The sequence below is a fragment of the Roseibium sp. MMSF_3247 genome, from assembly GCF_030733765.1.
Classification (GTDB): Bacteria; Pseudomonadota; Alphaproteobacteria; order Rhizobiales; family Stappiaceae; genus Roseibium.
The window spans coordinates 705,591-722,987 of record NZ_JASHII010000002.1 but is presented as its reverse complement, the minus strand read 5'-3'; the positions used below and the strand labels follow the sequence as shown (position 1 = coordinate 722,987).

15 protein-coding genes are annotated in these 17,397 nt (G+C 55.1%); 10 read left to right on the top strand and 5 right to left on the bottom strand.

Annotation, left to right across the window (positions count from 1 at the left end; genetic code table 11):
• Positions 1–96: 96 nt before the first annotated feature.
• Positions 97–1,446, bottom strand: a complete 1,350-nt coding sequence (gene tig, locus RBB44_RS08715) for a trigger factor (protein WP_306147001.1) — start codon at positions 1,444–1,446, stop codon at positions 97–99.
• 249 nt (positions 1,447–1,695) lie between these two features.
• Positions 1,696–2,481: an alpha/beta hydrolase gene (locus tag RBB44_RS08710; protein ID WP_306147000.1), complete on the bottom strand. Its 786-nt coding sequence runs from the start codon at positions 2,479–2,481 to the stop codon at positions 1,696–1,698.
• A gap of 281 nt (positions 2,482–2,762) precedes the next feature.
• Here RBB44_RS08710 and RBB44_RS08705 point away from each other — a divergent pair, with 281 nt between their 5' ends.
• The 3 genes from RBB44_RS08705 to RBB44_RS08695 all read left to right on the top strand — a co-directional run bounded on the left by RBB44_RS08705 (position 2,763) and on the right by RBB44_RS08695 (position 6,633).
• Positions 2,763–5,192: a bifunctional diguanylate cyclase/phosphodiesterase gene (locus RBB44_RS08705; RefSeq protein ID WP_306146999.1), complete on the top strand. Its 2,430-nt coding sequence runs from the start codon at positions 2,763–2,765 to the stop codon at positions 5,190–5,192.
• A gap of 496 nt (positions 5,193–5,688) precedes the next feature.
• A complete protein-coding gene (locus tag RBB44_RS08700; protein ID WP_306156124.1) occupies positions 5,689–6,225 on the top strand; it encodes a hypothetical protein in 537 nt (178 codons plus the stop codon).
• 210 nt (positions 6,226–6,435) lie between these two features.
• A complete protein-coding gene (locus RBB44_RS08695) occupies positions 6,436–6,633 on the top strand; it encodes a hypothetical protein (RefSeq protein ID WP_306146997.1) in 198 nt (65 codons plus the stop codon).
• Between the two features lie 182 nt (positions 6,634–6,815).
• Here RBB44_RS08695 and RBB44_RS08690 read toward each other — a convergent pair whose 3' ends face one another.
• The gene (locus tag RBB44_RS08690; protein ID WP_306146996.1) at positions 6,816–7,697 is read right to left on the bottom strand and encodes a LysR family transcriptional regulator; all 882 of its coding nucleotides are present in this window, start codon (positions 7,695–7,697) and stop codon (positions 6,816–6,818) included.
• A 115-nt stretch (positions 7,698–7,812) separates the two neighbouring features.
• Here RBB44_RS08690 and RBB44_RS08685 point away from each other — a divergent pair, with 115 nt between their 5' ends.
• The 6 genes from RBB44_RS08685 (at position 7,813) to RBB44_RS08660 (ending at position 13,757) form a co-directional block, all read left to right on the top strand.
• Entirely contained in the window at positions 7,813–8,967 is a 1,155-nt protein-coding gene (locus tag RBB44_RS08685) for an ABC transporter ATP-binding protein (protein WP_306146995.1), read from the top strand.
• The gene (locus RBB44_RS08680) at positions 8,967–9,887 is read left to right on the top strand and encodes a carbohydrate ABC transporter permease (RefSeq protein ID WP_306146994.1); all 921 of its coding nucleotides are present in this window, start codon (positions 8,967–8,969) and stop codon (positions 9,885–9,887) included. Before RBB44_RS08685 ends, RBB44_RS08680 begins: the two co-directional genes overlap by 1 nt.
• On the top strand, positions 9,884–10,819 hold the full coding sequence (locus RBB44_RS08675) for a carbohydrate ABC transporter permease (RefSeq protein WP_306146993.1): 936 nt from the start codon (positions 9,884–9,886) through the stop codon (positions 10,817–10,819). The genes RBB44_RS08680 and RBB44_RS08675 overlap by 4 nt, the downstream gene beginning before the upstream one ends.
• A 128-nt stretch (positions 10,820–10,947) precedes the next feature.
• Entirely contained in the window at positions 10,948–12,207 is a 1,260-nt protein-coding gene (locus tag RBB44_RS08670; RefSeq protein ID WP_306146992.1) for an extracellular solute-binding protein, read from the top strand.
• A 74-nt stretch (positions 12,208–12,281) separates the two neighbouring features.
• Positions 12,282–13,106: a phosphodiesterase gene (locus RBB44_RS08665; protein ID WP_306146991.1), complete on the top strand. Its 825-nt coding sequence runs from the start codon at positions 12,282–12,284 to the stop codon at positions 13,104–13,106.
• 216 nt (positions 13,107–13,322) lie between these two features.
• Positions 13,323–13,757 carry a hypothetical protein gene (locus RBB44_RS08660; RefSeq protein WP_306146990.1) on the top strand — a complete coding sequence of 145 codons (435 nt, stop codon included), beginning with the start codon at positions 13,323–13,325 and terminating at the stop codon, positions 13,755–13,757.
• Between the two features lie 100 nt (positions 13,758–13,857).
• On the opposite strand, the gene RBB44_RS08655 is transcribed toward RBB44_RS08660, so the two are convergent.
• Entirely contained in the window at positions 13,858–15,393 is a 1,536-nt protein-coding gene (locus tag RBB44_RS08655; RefSeq protein WP_306146989.1) for a permease, read from the bottom strand.
• An 8-nt stretch (positions 15,394–15,401) separates the two neighbouring features.
• A complete protein-coding gene (locus RBB44_RS08650) occupies positions 15,402–16,199 on the bottom strand; it encodes an ABC transporter ATP-binding protein (protein ID WP_306146988.1) in 798 nt (265 codons plus the stop codon).
• A gap of 302 nt (positions 16,200–16,501) precedes the next feature.
• Between RBB44_RS08650 and RBB44_RS08645 the strand changes: the two genes are divergently transcribed.
• Positions 16,502–17,365, top strand: coding sequence for a hypothetical protein (locus tag RBB44_RS08645; protein WP_306146987.1), 864 nt, complete (start codon positions 16,502–16,504; stop codon positions 17,363–17,365).
• The last annotated feature ends 32 nt before the right edge of the window (positions 17,366–17,397 follow it).

The following is a 17,397-nucleotide window of genomic DNA, read 5'->3' as shown; positions in this document are numbered from 1 at the left end:
GGATGCCGCCCTCAACGCAAAGTCATCGCAGATGCGGCATGAAAGCAAAGTTAAAGTTGCCGCCGCATCTGTTGATTATCCGGGAAAAACTCACCGTCAAGCGGCGTCTTCGTCCTCGGCCACAAGCTTCTCCAGCTCTTCTTTGGTCACCGTCTTGTCGGTCACCTTGGCAAGCTCCAGCATGAAGTCGACGACTTTTTCCTCGTAGATCGGAGCGCGCAGAGACGCCAGGGCCTGCTGGTTGTTCTTGTAGAACTCAAACACCTGCTGCTCTTGGCCCGGGAACTGGCGGACACGGTCGTACAGCGCCCGCTGCATTTCCTCGTCGGTGACCTGAATGTTGTTCTTTTCACCGATTTCGGACAGCACCAGACCCAAACGAACACGGCGCTCGGCGATCTTGCGGTATTCCGCTTTCGCCTCTTCTTCCGTTGTTTCTTCGTCTTCGAAGGTCTTTTCGTTGCGCTTCATGTCTTCTTCGACTTGCTGCCAAACGATCTGGAACTCAGATTCCAGCAGTTTTTCCGGCAGTTCGAAGGAGTAATGCTCGTCCAGTTTGTCGAGAAGCTGACGCTTGACGCGCTGACGGGTCATCTGACCGAACTGGCCTTCGATCTGGCCACGAACGATTTCTTTCAGCTTGTCGAGCGACTCAAGGCCAAGGCCTTTTGCAAACTCATCATCGATCGCGGCTTCACCCGGTGCGCCGACCTCTTTGACAACGACGTCAAACGCCGCGGCTTTGCCGGCCAGATGTGCTGCCGGGTACTCTTCCGGGAAGGTCACTTCAACGACTTTCTCGTCGCCGGCCTTCGTGCCGATCAGCTGCTCTTCAAAACCCGGGATGAACTGACCGGAGCCCAGAACCAGCTGGCCGTTTTCGTCCGCACCGCCTTCAAACGGCTCGCCGTCGATTTTGCCGAGGTAAGACATGGTGACGCGGTCGCCGTCTTCAGCAGCGCCATCCTTGGCTTCGAACGGGGTATTATTCTTGGCGATGTCAGAGACCTGAGTGTCGACTTCTTCTTCCGCGATCTCGACAACCGGACGCTCGATTTCAAAACCGCCGAAATCGACGATTTCAAAGTCCGGCAGTACGTCGTAGGTCATCTTGAAGGACAGATCGGCATCGCCGGCCAGGATCTTCTCAGCGTCTTCTTCCGGAAGATCGATTTCCGGTGTCAGCGCCGGGCGCTCGGAACGCTCTTCAACAGCCTTTTGCGTGGTTTCCTGGATGGTGTTCGACAGGATTTCGGCCATGGCTTGACGGCCATACATCTTCTTCAGGTGCGCGACCGGCACCTTGCCCGGACGGAAGCCCTTGATGTTGGCCTTGGACTTCATGTCGTTCAGATAGTCATCGAGCTTCACAGCCAGATCGCCGGCCGGAATGTCAATCTTCAGCTCGCGCTTGAGGCCCTCAGCGAGGGTTTCGGTTACCTGCATGGGTTTTGCTTCGTCCTCGGTCCTGAGCGGCAATCCGCCCCGGAGGTGTTGATTATCAAAATTTCCGTGTGCCGCGCCGCCCACTCCCCTTTTTGCAGGAGCATTGCAAATAGCAGCGCTCGCCTTGGGCGGAACCCAAGACGCACGATGGGAGCGCGATAAAGGTTGGGGGTGAAAGTGTCAAGGGTGGAGCCGGGAAATTGGGTCTAAAGCGCAAGGTTCGCACCAAAAAGCGAACCGGGTCCGGATCTAGATATTCTTGCGGGAAACTGTTTCCCGGATCCACACCAGACTGTTTGACGCGAGCTCCTGCCATCCGTCTTCGAGCTGCATGTAGTGGCATTTACCAGGATACTCTTGAACAGTGGCCAAATCGCCATACCGCGCCGCCATCTGACGGGCCGTTGATGGCGGGACGACCTTGTCTTCTCCCCCTGTCAGGAAGAGCATTGGTGCATTTCGCCCATCAAACACCACCTGCGTTGCCTGTTTCTGATCATACATCCAGAAAAACAGCTCAAACAAAACCTCTCCCGATTCAGTGCTCAAACAGTCACATATTTCGTGCTGCTGAATTTCCGGCATGGTGTTCAAACCATAGGCCGCAAGCAATTCAAAGTCCTGACCTGGAGCCTCCTGCCAAAAGGCACCGGCCGACATAAACATCTTGCCGAGGGCACGTTCCATGTCCGTGGTCGGTGTTGTGCCTGCCATGATGCTGCTGTTGATCAGAACACCTGCCTCGATCAGACCGCGTCCGGACAGAATTTGCGCGATCAGCCCGCCAAGGGAGTGCCCGATGACGATGGGCGGCCTGTCGAGAGTTCGGATGAATTCAACGGTATCCGAGACGTAGTCTTGAATACTCGTTCCAATCAGTGCTTTCCGGCGCTCTTCGCCGTCCGCAAGGTCATGGAACCGGTATGTCGGCGCATGACATGCAAAGCCAGCTTCTTCAAAGAACTTTTTGAGGGGCGCCATCGTCCAGGGCCCAGCATTCGTGCCATGCAAAAGTACCACTGGGATGTCAGACATGGTGCCCCACTAAGAGTTCTTGTTATCTGCCGGTGATTGCATTGCTTGCCTAAGGCTCTGTTCCTGCAACCGATCGGCTTGCGCCAGATCATACTCAGTGCTGGACCAGTCGTCAGTGATTTTGACCAAAAAATACTTGCGGTTTCGGTGAGAAGTATTTTGACATTTTCCCGCACATCACTGGAAGGAAACGCTTTTTTATATCTTTACGCGATATCTCTGACTTTGCGGAAGGGCGAGAAAACGTCCAACAAGGCAATCGGGGGCGCGCCAGACTACGAATGCGAGACAGTTTAAGTACCGATGACCAGACCGGAGATTTCCTGAGGGGACCAGCCTCTGAGGGTGCTCCAAGCGAGACCAAACGGGCTGCGCCAGCGATCGCTATAGGACTGTTGATGATGTCCATGGTCGTCTCATTTCTGGGCTACAATTATCTCTATCTGGCTGGCGAATATCGCGCACGCAACTTCCAGCATTTTCTGCACATCAAACAAGCCCACGACCTTGTTGTCCAATCGCCGATTCTTCGGGATTCGGACATCGGCCAACTTATTGATTCACTCTCAAGTGCGCGAGCAGAAGCGCTTTGGTGTACACAGAATCTGACTGTTCCTGAATATGAAGTGGTCAAACGGCTTGGTGCAGGCGCCGCGTTCGCCATGTGCAGGGCTGAGGTGGCCAGGACCGACGATCTCATCGCGCAGCTGGAACTCATGCGCGCGGCTCCTCTTGCACGCCACTCAGAACAAAGCAGCCGCTTTGCCCAAGGTCTTGAAATCAAGGCGGCGCTTGAAAAAATGATGGCAGACAGCGCCAGTTTTCATGCTCAGGTTCAGACGATTGAGGATCGGATCGTCAACCTGGTCATCGGGGGCACGTTACTCGTCAGCTTCGCTTTGCTCATGATCATGATGTTCTTGACCCGGACGATGCGCGAGGTGTGGTCCACGCTCACAGCCTCCGCACGGCACGTGAATGAGGTCAATGAACGCTTTGCCACAGCCGTGGAAGCAATCCCGGACGGCTTTGCGGTCTTTGATTCAAAGCGCCGCCTCATCACCTGCAACGAAATGTATCGCCAGCTCGCTCATCCAGTCCCTGAACGGGTTAAACTCGGTATGACCGGCGCGGAAATTCTGCAAGATGCCATGGAACATGGACACTATCCCGACATCTCAGAGGAAGACCGGAACAAGTTCATTCTCGATTTCCGGAACAAGTTGGAACAGGACGGCTCGCAGGTCAGCCTTGTTGTACAAGGCGAGCGGTACATCCAGGTGAAACTGACGGAAAGCGCGCATGGCGACAAGGTCGTCATCCGGTCCGATGTCAGTGACTTCGTACAGTCCAACCGCAAACTGCAAAACCTGACCGAAAACCTTGAGACGGCGAAGGCCCATTACCGGCGCCGGTCCCTTGAAGACGCGCTGACGGGTCTTTCCAACCGGCGCAAGCTCGACCATGCATTGAAAGCTGCCGGCGGACGCGGCGAACGGGCCGTGATCCGGATCGATCTCGACCGCTTCAAGCAAGTCAATGACGTCTTGGGGCATGATGCCGGCGACCACGTTCTGAAGACAGTTGCCCGCAAGCTTTTGACCGCAACCCGGGAAGACGATCTGGTGGCCCGCGTCGGCGGCGACGAATTTGTTGTCCTGTGTGCTCCAGGCACGGAATTGGAACGCGCAGAAGACATTGGCCAACGTCTGTTGGAACGCACCCTGGAGCCCATCCTCTATCGCAACAAACAATGCGTGTTCAGCGCAAGCCTCGGGCTCGCGGTTGCTGAAATTTCACGCGATGATCCGTCTGAAATCCTTCGGAATGCCGATGCCGCACTATATGAAGCTAAGGCGGCTGGCCGGGCAAGCTTGAGAGTGTTTACCGGACCGCTTGAACAACGCATTTCACGCGACCGGCGGCTGGCTGATGACCTGGTCGAGGCCTTTGCAGGCCGGGAACTTGTGCCGTTTTATCAAACCCAGCACGATGCCCGCACCCACGCAGTCACCGGAATTGAAGTGCTGGCCCGTTGGCAGCACCCGGAGTTTGGCCTTCTCCCACCAGCCTTGTTTTTCCCGATTGCCCATCAACTGGGCCTCGACGGCGACCTTGACCTTGCAATCATGACACGCGCGGCCGAAGACCTCGGCCCCCTATTTGCCAAGACAGGTGCCCTGCCCCGTCTTGCCTTCAATGTAACATCCTCAACCTTGATCGATCCGGACTTTCCGGAGTTCGCACAACACCTGTTCAAGCGGTGGCAGGCACCGGTTGCCTTCGAGATCCTGGAGTCCGTCTCTTTGGAAGATGGTGACGACACCATTCCATTCGCCCTGGACACGCTCCGTGAACTTGGGTTCGAACTGGACATTGACGACTTCGGGTCTGGGCATGCGTCCATCAAGAGCGTCATGCAGGTTCGCCCGCACGCATTGAAAATCGACCGGAGCATCATTCTCCCGCTCGGCGAAGATCCGGCTGCAGAAGGCTTGGTCGCGGCAACGATCACAATGGGCCAAAGCCTTGGTCTGCAGGTGATTGCGGAAGGCGTGGAAACAGCGCAACACGCCCATCGCCTCGCGGCTCTCGGTTGCGACACGGTTCAGGGTTATCATTTTTCGAAACCGATGCCCTTGAAGGACCTGAAAACCTATCTCAATGGCGACGCGATCACCCCCGGAAACAGATCCGCCGCGGCGTCTTAAGCTGGGTCTGACCGCTGAACTTGCTGACGAAACACAAAACTTAAACTTTAAAACGTGTGGGTCAGTGACTGGAAATCAGCCTAAGAAGCAAAAACAAATCGAGCGCTAAGCACCAGGACTGCGCTCAGGCACGCAAGACCAATCACAAATAATATAACAGCCTGCCTGACGCGCTCTGATTTCTGCATGAGGATCCTTTGGAGTAGCCGACACTCCCCCGTTTTACGTAACGGTATATTCTTGGATCAGGCTTGCTGGAACCATTCGACTTTCGCACATATGCGGTTCCAAAGGCCGTCAAAGGAACACACAGTTTGGATCTTTATGCTCTGAATTGGTATCCGATTTAATTGCCGAGAGTTCGTCTATCAGAACGCTTACTACCTGGAAATCTCTCTGAACAATCAGTTACCGCAATCGTTGAATTTTCCACCCTAACTGTGCGTATTTCTTGGCACTTTCCAGTGTAAACTTGCCGCGTAGATCAGGGAGATCGATGGTGTCACGTGACGTTTTTGTAGATCAACCGCCGGCGTTCGACGGACCGATTGTAGAAGCAGCCAGTTTCTTAGGCCGCGTTCAACGATATCTGGACATGGCCCAGTTCCGCGACGTCGCCGTTGATTTGTCCGGCAGCCGCCTTTTTATTCTGTCAGAAAGCCGGTTTGAAGACTTGATCGTTCATGGGCAGCATCCGCTTGCCTGGCTCATCGATATCAGCAGCTATCCGGCCCATTCCACGCGATTTGGCACGTCAATCGAAGATCTTGAGAACCTCATCAGCCATTGGTGCGGCTCGATCATTGATCAGGCCGGACGGCCGCATATTGTTCTTGATGCGTGGATGTACGATCAGTTCCGGCAAAAACAAACTATTATGCTTTCCTCTGCCCAAACGCCTGCGCCGAAGGCTTTGTCTGGTGTGGACCGGTCACCACAGGTTCCAACACCCGATGGGACCTCTGCACTCATTTGCCTTGAAACCTTTCGGCAGACAGGTATTCGCAAACCGCCCCACCGAGCCAAAGGATGACCCCGGTTTGAATTGCCATAGGCGTCTGTAGACAGTCAGAACTTTCGGTCGTTTTTAGCCCGACCTCGCCTATGATTGCGCCACACTGCACAATTCATAGTCAGATTGGCCTTGCCGAGCCTCGAATACACACCTGAGACGTCTCTATTTCTGGCATCCATCTTGCGTAATCATCTGTAACGCAACCCAATGAGCACAGGAGATGATCTCATGGCCGCAGAAGACAGTACAGCCGAAGCATTAAACCCAACACTTTGCTTGGCAATGACTGCGAATGAACTGGAAACGGAGCAAAAGCCGTCACCACGTCAATTTCCGAAAACCGTCTGCAATCCGACAATGGCACTTGCGATCTATGCGAGCCTTTACAGCGAAGCGGACGCATCCGGCGAGCGTGCTGGACGCTGAACAGCCCAAGCAGAGGGTTATTCAGCAAGGTAGAAGCAGATACATGGTTTTCGCGAAATAGCGGTAGCCATAAAGCGTTCGGCTAAAAACGGGTTACGTGGTCATCAGTTCTCGCTTTGAACTTCGTTCAGCGCATGAGTTCTGTCGTTTCGTCCATATTGATCTAAGGCTGATTTCTGAGGCTAGGCAACCGTCCCGTCTATACAGACACCTAAAAAGCTTTGAATAAGCCGCAGGTCTTTTTTGTCTCGGGGGATAACGACACAATCCCGGTATTCTTCCGGCATTTCATGCACTGGTATGGCGACCAGATTGTCTGATGGATAGAGGCTGTTTTCCAGAAGGAGTCCGACGCCAAGACAATGCAGCAAAGCTTCCTTGACCATGGGAAAAGTCGTGGTTTTCAGGATGCGCTGGAACGTCAGACCGTGCTTTTTGATCTTTCGATTGGCAATTCGCTGTGTCAGCGATCCGTCCTCGGGCAAGACAAGTGTTTCCGTTTGAAGGTCAACAAGCGAAAGAACCTGCTTTTTCGCCAGCCGGTGATCAGCCCGCATGTGTACCATGTATTTGGATCGCCTAAGCTCATGGGTCACAAGCGCCGGATTTTCCTGAGGTTCCGTCACGATCGCCATATCCACCTGACGCTCGTTCAAAAGCGTCATGGCCGTGGTCCAGTCATAGAGCGTGAAATCGATCTGAACCTTGGGATAGAGCTCTCCATACCGGGCGATAATGGGCATCGCCGGGCGGGGTGCGTTGGCGATCAATCGAATACTGCCGTCCGTTAGAGCGCTGTAGTCGTTCACTTTTTCCGTCACCAGTTGGTCCAGCGTCGCCAATCGGTCGGTGATTGAAAACAGCTCTATTCCCGCACGTGTCAGCTCCAGACCGTCGCGGCGCCGAATAAATAGCTGGGTCCCCATCAGGTTTTCCAGTTTGGCCACATGCTGGGTTACAGACGACTGCGTCACATTGAGCGCGCGCGCAGCGCGGGAGAAACTGCGTTCCCGCGCAACATAAGTAAAAGCCTTGATTTGGTAGGGACTGGGCGAAGCGTTCATGACAGTTCCATGTTGTCTGCATGAAACACGATAGTGCCCATTAGCAACGCTAATATTACGTCACAGATGGTTCAATCACGCTCGCTACGGTGATCGCAACTAGAGGGGCGATCATATGGCGGCCATTTCCTTAAAAGCGATCGAAAAGAGTTTCGGCGACACGTCGGTTCTTGAAGGGATCAATCTCGACATCGCACCGGGAGAGTTCCTGACGCTTGTCGGACCTTCTGGATGCGGGAAGTCGACTTTGCTCCGGATTTTGGCCGGACTGGAAGCACCAAGTTCTGGTGACGTTCTGATCGACGGCCGGAAAGTCAACCAGATACGCCCCGCTGACAGGAACCTCGCGATGGTCTTTCAGTCCTATGCGCTCTATCCGCATTTGACGGTCGGCCAGAACATGATGACGCCGTTGCGGCTCCGGGACTTGTCGTTTGCCGAACGGTTTCCTTTTGCCGGCCCACTGCTCGCAAAATCCAAGTACAAGGCGCTTTGGGCGCAAGTGGCCGAGACGGCGAAAATCTTGCAGATCGATCATCTTCTCGATCGCAAACCCGGCCAACTCTCAGGCGGTCAAAGACAACGTGCAGCTCTGGGCCGGGCGATGGTTCGCAAACCGGCCGGCTTCCTAATGGACGAACCTCTATCCAATCTGGACGCGGCGCTGCGCATTCACATGCGCTCAGAACTGGCCGAACTTCATCGATCCCTTGCAACGACCTTCGTTTACGTCACGCATGACCAGGCCGAAGCTCTGACGATGTCAGATCGGATGGCAGTTATGATGGATGGCAACATCCTGCAGCTCGGCACGCCAGACGAGATTTACAACAATCCGAAGGACATCCGGGTTGCAGAGTTTGTTGGAGCGCCGAAGATCAACCTCTTGCCCGGGCACCTGGACAGCAATGGCCACGCCCGCTGCGGCGATGTTGTCTTGACGAGAGTCTCAGCCACCTCTTCAGACACAATTACAATCGGTCTGCGCCCAGAACATTTGACGCTTTGTGATGGCAAGGATCCAGAGGCTTTGAAAGGCCGGGTGGTTCACAAGGAAAACCTCGGTGCTGATATCTACCTGCATATAAGCATGAAAGATGGCGCGCATCGTCTCGTGGTCCGCGCTGCGCCCGTAGACGGTGTTGCCGTGTCCATTGGTCAGGACGTTGCCTTCAAACGGCATCACGGTGCCGCCATGGTCTTTGAAGCAGGCGGCAAACGGGTCGGCCTTGAAAATAACGCCGGCACCGCCGTTGCGGAGGTGGCGTAATGCCCCGCTCCAAGGCGCACTATTGGTTTGTCGGCCCGGCCCTGTTCCTGATGTTTGTCATTTTGCTTCTGCCGATTGGCATCGCATCCATCATGAGCTTTACGAATTACAGCCTTGGCAATTCCGGCGCTGAATTTGTTGGGCTTGAAAATTACGAGAAGATCTTCACCCGTTCCACCTATGAAAAGATGTTTGGCGCGACCTTCCGCTATGTCTTTGTGGTTGTTCCGCTTTCCGTTGGACTGGGGCTCGGCGCCGCGCTCCTCATAAATTCGACCAAGCGGTTCGGTGATCTTTACAAGACCATCTACTTCTTGCCCGTGATGGCTGCGCTGATTGCGATGGCCATCGTTTGGGAGTTCGCATTTCACCCAACCATCGGGATCGTCAATTCCACATTGGAGCGCGGTTGCGGAACTGTTCTGGAAGTCTGGGGTTGGTACGCACACGGGTGTGAGCGTGGCTTCCCGCTCTGGCTGACAGACCGCGACTATGCCATCTGGACAGTCGCCTTCATTGGGGTCTGGCAAGGCTTTGGCTTCAATATGGTGCTCTACCTCGCGGGTCTGACCTCTGTGCCGCGTGAGCTTTACCAAGCGGCCGAAATGGATGGCGCAAAGTCGGCCTGGGACCGGTTCCGGCTTGTCACCTGGCCGATGCTGGGCCCGACCACGGTCTTCGTCGTCACCATTTCGTTTATCCGCTCATTCCAGGTCTTCGACACAGTCGAGGCGTTCTACCCGCAAGGCGGCGGACCGTCGAAATCGGTCTACGTCATGATGTTTGCCATCTACGAAAAAGCGATCCAGCAAAACCTCATGGGAATTGGCGCCGCCATTACCGTCGTCTTCCTGGCTTTCGTCATGTTTCTCACGCTCGTCCAGCGCTGGCTGGTGGAGAGAAGGGTTCATTACACATGAGCGACACAACTCTTTCCTCTTCCAACGCGGTTGGCCTGCCGGCCTTCCGGTTTTCAGCTGCAGAAACCCTGAAGCATGTGGTCCTGATCTTCGGCAGCCTGATCGTGCTGCTGCCGTTCTACGTGATGGTCAGTTACAGTCTCAAAAGCCCGGCTGAAATCATGCAGAACATCGGTGGGTTCTTCGGCGCGCAGGAAGCATTCCGCGACGACTATTGCATCAAGCTCGGCAAGGACGTGGCCGACTGTATGGTGACACCGGTCATCTATAACTACACCACGGCTTTTGAGAAAGCGCCGCTCATCCGGTACCTCCTCAACGGCGTGATCGTTACGGCGTCCATCTTCTTCATTCAGGTTCTTGTCGCACTACCCTGCGCCTATGCGCTGGCAAAACTCAGGTTCTGGGGGCGTGAAGCTGTCTTCGGACTGGTTCTATTCTGCCTGCTTATTCCAGTCCATGCCATCGCGCTGCCGCTGTACATCATGCTGGCCAAGGTGGGGCTTACCAACACCTATGCCGCGCTGATCATTCCATGGACCATCTCCGTGTTCGGCATTTTCCTGATGCGTCAGTTCTTCATGACCGTTCCCGATGATCTCATCGACGCCGCCAGGATGGACGGAATGAACGAGTTCTCGATCATCTGGAACGTCATGTTGCCAACCGCGATCCCTGCGCTCTTGGCATTTGCGATCTTCTCGGTCGTTGCGCATTGGAACGATTACTTCTGGCCACGGATCGTGATCACCGGCGACAGATCTCTGTTCACCCCACCGCTTGGCTTGCGCGAATTCAAGGGCGACGCGGATGGTGACAACTTCGGCCCGATGATGGCGACCGCCACGATCATCGTGGCGCCGCTGATCGTGGCCTTCCTGATTGCTCAGCGCCGTTTCATCGAAGGCATCACGCTCAGCGGGATGAAATAGACCCAAGAGCTCAGAAACATGCGGGGCCGCCCAAGGGCGGCCCCATCACCGAAATCCCGCGAGGGGATCAACCGGGAGCGGACGAGTTTGGCGACCAGCCACTCCCACGGCAACAGACGGAGAGTTCCATGAAAAAGACCCTCACCGCAATAGCACTACTGCTGGCAGCCTCCGCTGCGCATGCAGACGACAAAGTAACGATCGAATTCGCTTACCCGTATTCCCATCTTTTTGATGTGACCTACGAGAAAATCCTGCCGAAGTTCAACGAACAGTTTCCGAACATCGAAGTGAAGATCCGGGCAACTTACGAATCTTACGAAGACGGCACCAACACCATCTTGCGTGAAGCTGTTGCCGGCACGCTCCCGGACGTCACCATGCAGGGTCTGAACCGTCAGGCGATCCTTGTTGAAAAAGGAATTGCCAAGTCGCTCGAGCCTTTCATCCTGAAGGAAGAGACGTTCGAAAAAGACGGCTACCACGATGCCATGCTCAAGCTCGGCTCGTTCAACGACGACATCTACGGCCTTCCGTTTTCTGTCTCCCTGCCCGTCGGTTACTACAACATGGACGTTATGGCGAAAGCTGGCATCACATCTGTTACCGACCTGCCGAAGTCCTGGGATGAAGTTGTTGAGGTTTGCGGCAAGCTCCATGAGGCCGGCGTCAAAAACCCGATGTTCTGGGGCTGGAACATCACCGGCAACTGGTTCCTGCAGGCTCTGATGTGGTCGCAGGACAAAGCCACAATGGAGGGCAACGCGTTCCAGATTTCTTCCGACGAAGGTCTGAAGTCCCTGGAAACCATGAAAGGCATCTTCCGCGGCTGCGACATGCAGAACATTGAGTGGAAAGCGGCCCTTGCCTCCTTCTCAGCTGGTGAAATCGGCATGATGTTCTGGTCGACATCTGCGCTCGGTGCCGTTGAGCGTGCCAAAGGCGATTTTGAACTGAAGACCAACGAATATCCGGGCATCGAAGCATCTGGCCCGAAAGGTCTGCCAGCCGGCGGCAACGCGGCCATGCTGGTGTCTTCTTCTGAAGATCCGAAGGTCTTGAACGCTGCCTGGGAATGGCTCAAGTTCATCACTTCCGGTGAAGGTGCTGCCGACGTTGCCCGTACAACAGGCTACATGCCGCCGAACAAGGCTGCCAACGAAGTCATCCTGGCGGATTTCTACCAACAGAACCCGAACAAAGAGACCGCTGTTCGCCAGCTGCCACTGCTGCGCGACTGGCAGGCCTACCCGGGTGACAATGGCTTGGCGATCACTCAGGTCATCTACGACGGGATCGAAGGCATTGTGACCGGCGAGTTCGACGACATGGCCGAACTGCAAGAACAGCTGGACGAAGAAGTTACAGATCTTCTGCCGTCCAACTGATCAACTTTCGTTCTTGCGCCGCCCGGTCTACCGGGCGGCGTTTTTCATCACAAAAATAATCTTAGGAGGAAGACATGAAACTTCTCCAACTGACGGACATTCATTTGACCAAACCGGGGGACACGATTGCCGGACGGGATCCGAATGAGAATTTCCGAAAAGCCCTTCGTCACGGCATAACCCATCATCCCGACGCGGAAGCCATTTTCATCACCGGCGACCTCTCTGACTGGGGCGACAAAGACGATTATCTGCGCCTGAAAGCAGAAATCGCCGAATGCCCGCTTCCTATTCATCTATGCATTGGCAATCACGACGAGCGGGACGTTTTTTTGTCTGTTTTTCCGGAAGGCGCGGACGAAAACGGCTTTGTTCAAGCGGTTGTTCCGTTGAGTGAAGGCACGGCAATTCTGTTGGACACCTGGGGACCGGATACTCATGCCGGTTTTTATTGCTCCAAACGGCAAGACTGGCTCGATCGGGAGCTTTCCAACGCCACGGCCCCGGTTTTCTTGTTCATGCACCACAACCCTGTCCCGATCGGTATTGCGCCCATGGACCAGATCATGCTCCAGGACGCAGACGGGTTTGGCAAAGTTGTTTCCCGGCATGCGGCCAAGATCCGGCATATTTTCCATGGACATTGCCATCTGCCTCTGGCCGGTTCTCTGCACGGAGTTCCCTTTAGTGCACCGCGCGGTACCAACCATGCCGGATGGCCGGATTTTGCCAATAAGGGCAACCTCGCAGGATCGGACTTGCCGGAAAGTTATGCGGTCGTCCTCGCAGAGGAAACTTCGACCATGATCCACATGATCGAATATGGATATGAGGGCACCGTTCGCCGAGAAGGGTCGCCCGATTACGCAGACTGGGATCGCCTAACCATGGTCCGTTAGCGCCTTACCAAGAGAAATAGTACCAGCGGCCGTTTGTCTTGATGAAGTTAAACGGCCACTCTTTTCGGTCCCGGACCGTCAGCCGCAAATCAAAGCTGTCACCGACTTGCCCGAAACGCGCGACAGGAAAGCATTTGCGGTCCCGGCAGTCTCCATAGCAAGATGCCCTTCAGATCTTCGACAGCCAGAGCTGTTTAAAACATCAAGGGGAAATGCATGTTGCGGGCTCTGTTGGTTCTACCTCTCGTGCTGTTCACCTCCCCGGCATTAGCTTGGGAGTTCCGCGCCAGCCGTGTTTGCGAATTGCTTCACAAGGATGAGACTGCGTCCGTTCGGGTTGTCTTCGACCCAGCAGTACCTGAGTACTTCATCGCCATCACACCAAACCGCCCCTGGATACCCGGCCCGGTTTTTTCCATGCGCTTTGATGGACCACTTTCAAACACAATCGCCACCGACCGGCACGTCATCACGCCCGGCGGAGGAACGCTCACAGTCACCGATCGGGGCTTTGGCAATGTGTTGGATGGATTGGAATTCAACTTCACCGCCATGGCATTACTGGGCGATCAGGCCGTTCAGATACCGCTAGATGGCGCAGCCCCCGAAGTCCGTGAGTTTCGCGCCTGCGCATCGGGATTGGGCGTCTGACGGCTGCTTTGAAGTAGGTCACGGTATACTTGCGTATTCAACAGCGACGACATCCCTTAGAATACTTCTCTGGTTTTCGCCGGGTCGTGCGACAAGGGCGCTAAACCTCTGCGATTTGTTTTGGACGGATACTCCAGGAGATCCCGAGCACGCTAGCGAGTAGAATAATCGGGAGAAGGGCCAGCGAGCTCCCTGCCGCGATGAGGGCTGTGCCGGCTGCGCAGGAAATAGACGCTCCCGCCTCCGCGAACGTTGAGGCCTTTGAAGCAACCTGCCGGCGCCGGAAGGTCGTGCGTTTGGCTTGAGCGCGAAACCAAAGTTGAACCAGGATTGCGCTGGCTGCTGCAATAAATGCTCCAGCAGCGGTAACGGCTGCCCCCCAGAGCGACACGAACGCCACGGCCAAGCTGACCGGCAGTATTATTGCCGTGACAAGCATGAGAACGGAGGCAACTTTCGCCCAAAGCCGCGTAAATGCCGAAATGGGTGCCGTTGCAATCAGATCGGGGGCATCCTCACCGGAGATCGTCAGCCAAGCAAGACCACCGGCAAGCTGACCCACGGCCATGACGACAACCGGCGCGACAATGACGGACGCCTCGGCCGCTTGGCCAAAACTGACCCAGAGCATCACGGCCGGCGGAATGAGATAGAGAACCTGCATCAACGTTTGGGACATAAGCCAGGGATCGCGGACAATGAGCTTAAGTTCTTTTTGAATGAGTGCGCCGAGGGGCGAATGGCCCCGAAATGCCCGCTTTGATGTGCCTCCACGCCCCGTCTTTTCTGTGACACCAAGTGCCAACACGACAATGCGGCGGAACTGCCTGGCACCAAATAAAGCCGCCGCCGAATAGAACACAACTGAGGCAACGAGGAAAAACACCACAGCATTGGTTTGCCCGGCGACTGCATGGGCAGGAAACCAAAACATGGACCCCGCGACTGGCGCATGATGTGCGAGAAACGCTGGATCAAATAGGGCGAACCGGGACATTGACCCGAAGGAGAGAATCGCAACCACCTGCATTCCAATTAAGAAGGCAGCTCCCACGACCGCCGCAAGAATTTGAGCATAGAGCCGCGTCCGCTGCGGTCCAACCATGCGAAAGAGTGCAAGCGTGATGAGGATCCCGCCTCCGGTTGCCGTCAGAGATACCGCCAGAAGAACCACATATCCTGAAAGCCAGCGAATCCCATCGAGCGCCATTGCAACGTTGATAAATGGCGAAACGACCAGCGCCGACATCGCCCAGCTTGTCAGAGCCATGATCGTGATGCGCACAAGAAACAAATCATGGGAGGGCGCGGGTGAAGACAAGATCAAATCGAGATCGTCACGGGCATAGAATGCTCGTGTCACCGACTCCATCGCCTGAGACAGCATCATTGTGAAGCTTAGCAAGACCGTGACCGAAAGCACCGCAAGCGTGGTTTGATCGAGCACAGATGCAGCGGTCAAATGGGCGCCCAGAACAGCATACGCGATCAGATGCATAACCGCGTAAAAGATGCTGACGCCGATTAGGGCGCGCCACAAGCTTTTGCTGCGCCTGCCAGAAAACATCCATGCCCAGTCACGCCAGGCCAACCTTAATTCATGATGCGAAAATCGCATCAATTCGGAATTTGCCATGAATTGTCTCATGCAACCTTCTCGTGGAAGCCTGTTGCCTCCTGCGCAGGTGGTTCGCTGCCGGCTTCACTACCAACAATTTCGAGGAAAATGTCCTCCAGATTGTTGCCATCAGCACTCGCCCGTTCCCGCAACTCTTCCAGCGTTCCTTCGGCAACGAGACGACCGCGTGCGATTATTCCGATCCGGTCCGCCATGCGTTCCGCGACTTCTAAAATGTGTGTCGTCATGACAATCGACACACCTTGCGCAACAAGTCCGGACAGCACCCTTTTGACTTGCCGTGCAGAACCTGCATCCAGTCCCGTGAGAGGTTCATCAAGGATGATCAAACGCGGCTCATGGATCAAAGCTCCGGCAAGCGCCACCTTTTGACGCATTCCTTTGGAGAACCCGCCACAGCGTTCATTTGCATGGGCCCCGAGCCCAAAAGAGTCGAGCAGGTTGTCCGCCTTGAACCGCGCAAAATCCGGCGGCATGTTCCAGAGTCCTGCAACAAACTCCAGGTATTCAAGCGGTGTCAGCTTGTCATAAACCATCGGATCGTCTGGAACCCAGGCCAGCACTTTTTTGGCGGCAATCGGATCCGCAAATGCGTCGATCCCGCAGATCTTGACCGCACCGGCATCAGCCTGGAGCAACCCCGCAACCATCCGCAGCGTTGTTGTCTTGCCAGCGCCATTCGGGCCCAGCAGGGCATAGAATTCACCACGCCGCACCGTTAGCGAGAGATCATCAACGGCAGGTTCGTTGAAGCACTTGTGGAGACTGAGAATCTCGAGGGCGGCAGCACTGGTAAACGACATTTGTCTCTCGTCGATCGGCGGGTTTTTCCAAGACTACTGGCTGGACCTTTCTCGAGAGTAAAATCCGTCTCTTTGCCATACTCGACAGCCCCAATTGACGTGGACGTTTCACAGCAGTAACCGAAAACATGTGCGTAAAGCCGTGGAGCGCGCGCTCAACAAGTGTCTCCAACAACACCGTGATTTATGGGCCTCTTTTTCAATACCGCCATTCTTAAGCTGTAGGGGAGTTCCGAGCCGGACCGGCATGACCTATATTGGCAACACGGAGCAAAGGTCGGCAACAAGGACTGGAGAAGAACGTGTCACCAAGCAAGGGCCGGATTGAGCGCCTGATTGATGCAATTGCGACGGAGTTCCAGTCCCATCTGATCGACCTTCGAAACACGTCTACATCCCTTGAAATCAAGGATGGCGCGGTTGAGAAAATGATCTCGCGCCAGGCTCCATTTGGTGTCATCGGTCTGAAGATACTGGTGTCTGACCCCGGTGATGCTGGCCGGTACATCGAGCATGCCTGGAATTTCAGCATCGGGATTACGGGATGCGTGTTTGCGCTTCTGGATGTCGATTACCAGAACGACGTCTGGATCGGAGATGAAACATCAGCCGATTTTGCGGGGCATGAGCACGTTACCTACAAAACCGCCGAGCAAATGATGGCCTTTCACGGCGATGAATTCGGTATTGGTCAACTTTTCGTTGAAAGGGTTGGCGCATTGTGTCCGAGCTTGCTTGAAAAACCACCGCTGTTTTTCCGTCTACCGCGACGGGCGCCGCCCGCCTACCGATACACACTTGCGCCAGCTCACGTCCGCGCGGCCCTGGGTCTTTCACCCGCCGACCCCACCATTTTGCTTGAAGTCATGATCAAGGAACACGGGATTGATCCCTACACAATCCTGCTGTCGTTCCATTCGGATACAAATTTTTGGCTGGTTGACCTGCCCGAAACGCTTGCCGATCGATACCAACACGGGTTGATGGGACAAGACCTCGGTGAGCATCATACCAACCTGGAGGTCGGAGCAACCATTACTGCAGACACATCGAGGAAGACCTACAGGTTTGCAAACGGCGGTCCCGTTGACGAGAAGCGGGATGGGAGCTCCTATTCGATGTCGGGAACTGTGTCGGCGCGCGGATATATGGCACGGCCCATCTGACGACAGGTGTTCGTTGTACACCCCAAGTAAGC

Coding starts and splice junctions, on each gene's coding strand:
- tig (WP_306147001.1), bottom strand. CDS start 1,446: ATGCAGGTAACCGAAACCCTCGCTGAGGGCCTCAAGCGCGAGCTGAAG.
- RBB44_RS08710 (WP_306147000.1), bottom strand. CDS start 2,481: ATGTCTGACATCCCAGTGGTACTTTTGCATGGCACGAATGCTGGGCCC.
- RBB44_RS08705 (WP_306146999.1), top strand. CDS start 2,763: ATGCGAGACAGTTTAAGTACCGATGACCAGACCGGAGATTTCCTGAGG.
- RBB44_RS08700 (WP_306156124.1), top strand. CDS start 5,689: ATGGTGTCACGTGACGTTTTTGTAGATCAACCGCCGGCGTTCGACGGA.
- RBB44_RS08695 (WP_306146997.1), top strand. CDS start 6,436: ATGGCCGCAGAAGACAGTACAGCCGAAGCATTAAACCCAACACTTTGC.
- RBB44_RS08690 (WP_306146996.1), bottom strand. CDS start 7,697: ATGAACGCTTCGCCCAGTCCCTACCAAATCAAGGCTTTTACTTATGTT.
- RBB44_RS08685 (WP_306146995.1), top strand. CDS start 7,813: ATGGCGGCCATTTCCTTAAAAGCGATCGAAAAGAGTTTCGGCGACACG.
- RBB44_RS08680 (WP_306146994.1), top strand. CDS start 8,967: ATGCCCCGCTCCAAGGCGCACTATTGGTTTGTCGGCCCGGCCCTGTTC.
- RBB44_RS08675 (WP_306146993.1), top strand. CDS start 9,884: ATGAGCGACACAACTCTTTCCTCTTCCAACGCGGTTGGCCTGCCGGCC.
- RBB44_RS08670 (WP_306146992.1), top strand. CDS start 10,948: ATGAAAAAGACCCTCACCGCAATAGCACTACTGCTGGCAGCCTCCGCT.
- RBB44_RS08665 (WP_306146991.1), top strand. CDS start 12,282: ATGAAACTTCTCCAACTGACGGACATTCATTTGACCAAACCGGGGGAC.
- RBB44_RS08660 (WP_306146990.1), top strand. CDS start 13,323: ATGTTGCGGGCTCTGTTGGTTCTACCTCTCGTGCTGTTCACCTCCCCG.
- RBB44_RS08655 (WP_306146989.1), bottom strand. CDS start 15,393: ATGGCAAATTCCGAATTGATGCGATTTTCGCATCATGAATTAAGGTTG.
- RBB44_RS08650 (WP_306146988.1), bottom strand. CDS start 16,199: ATGTCGTTTACCAGTGCTGCCGCCCTCGAGATTCTCAGTCTCCACAAG.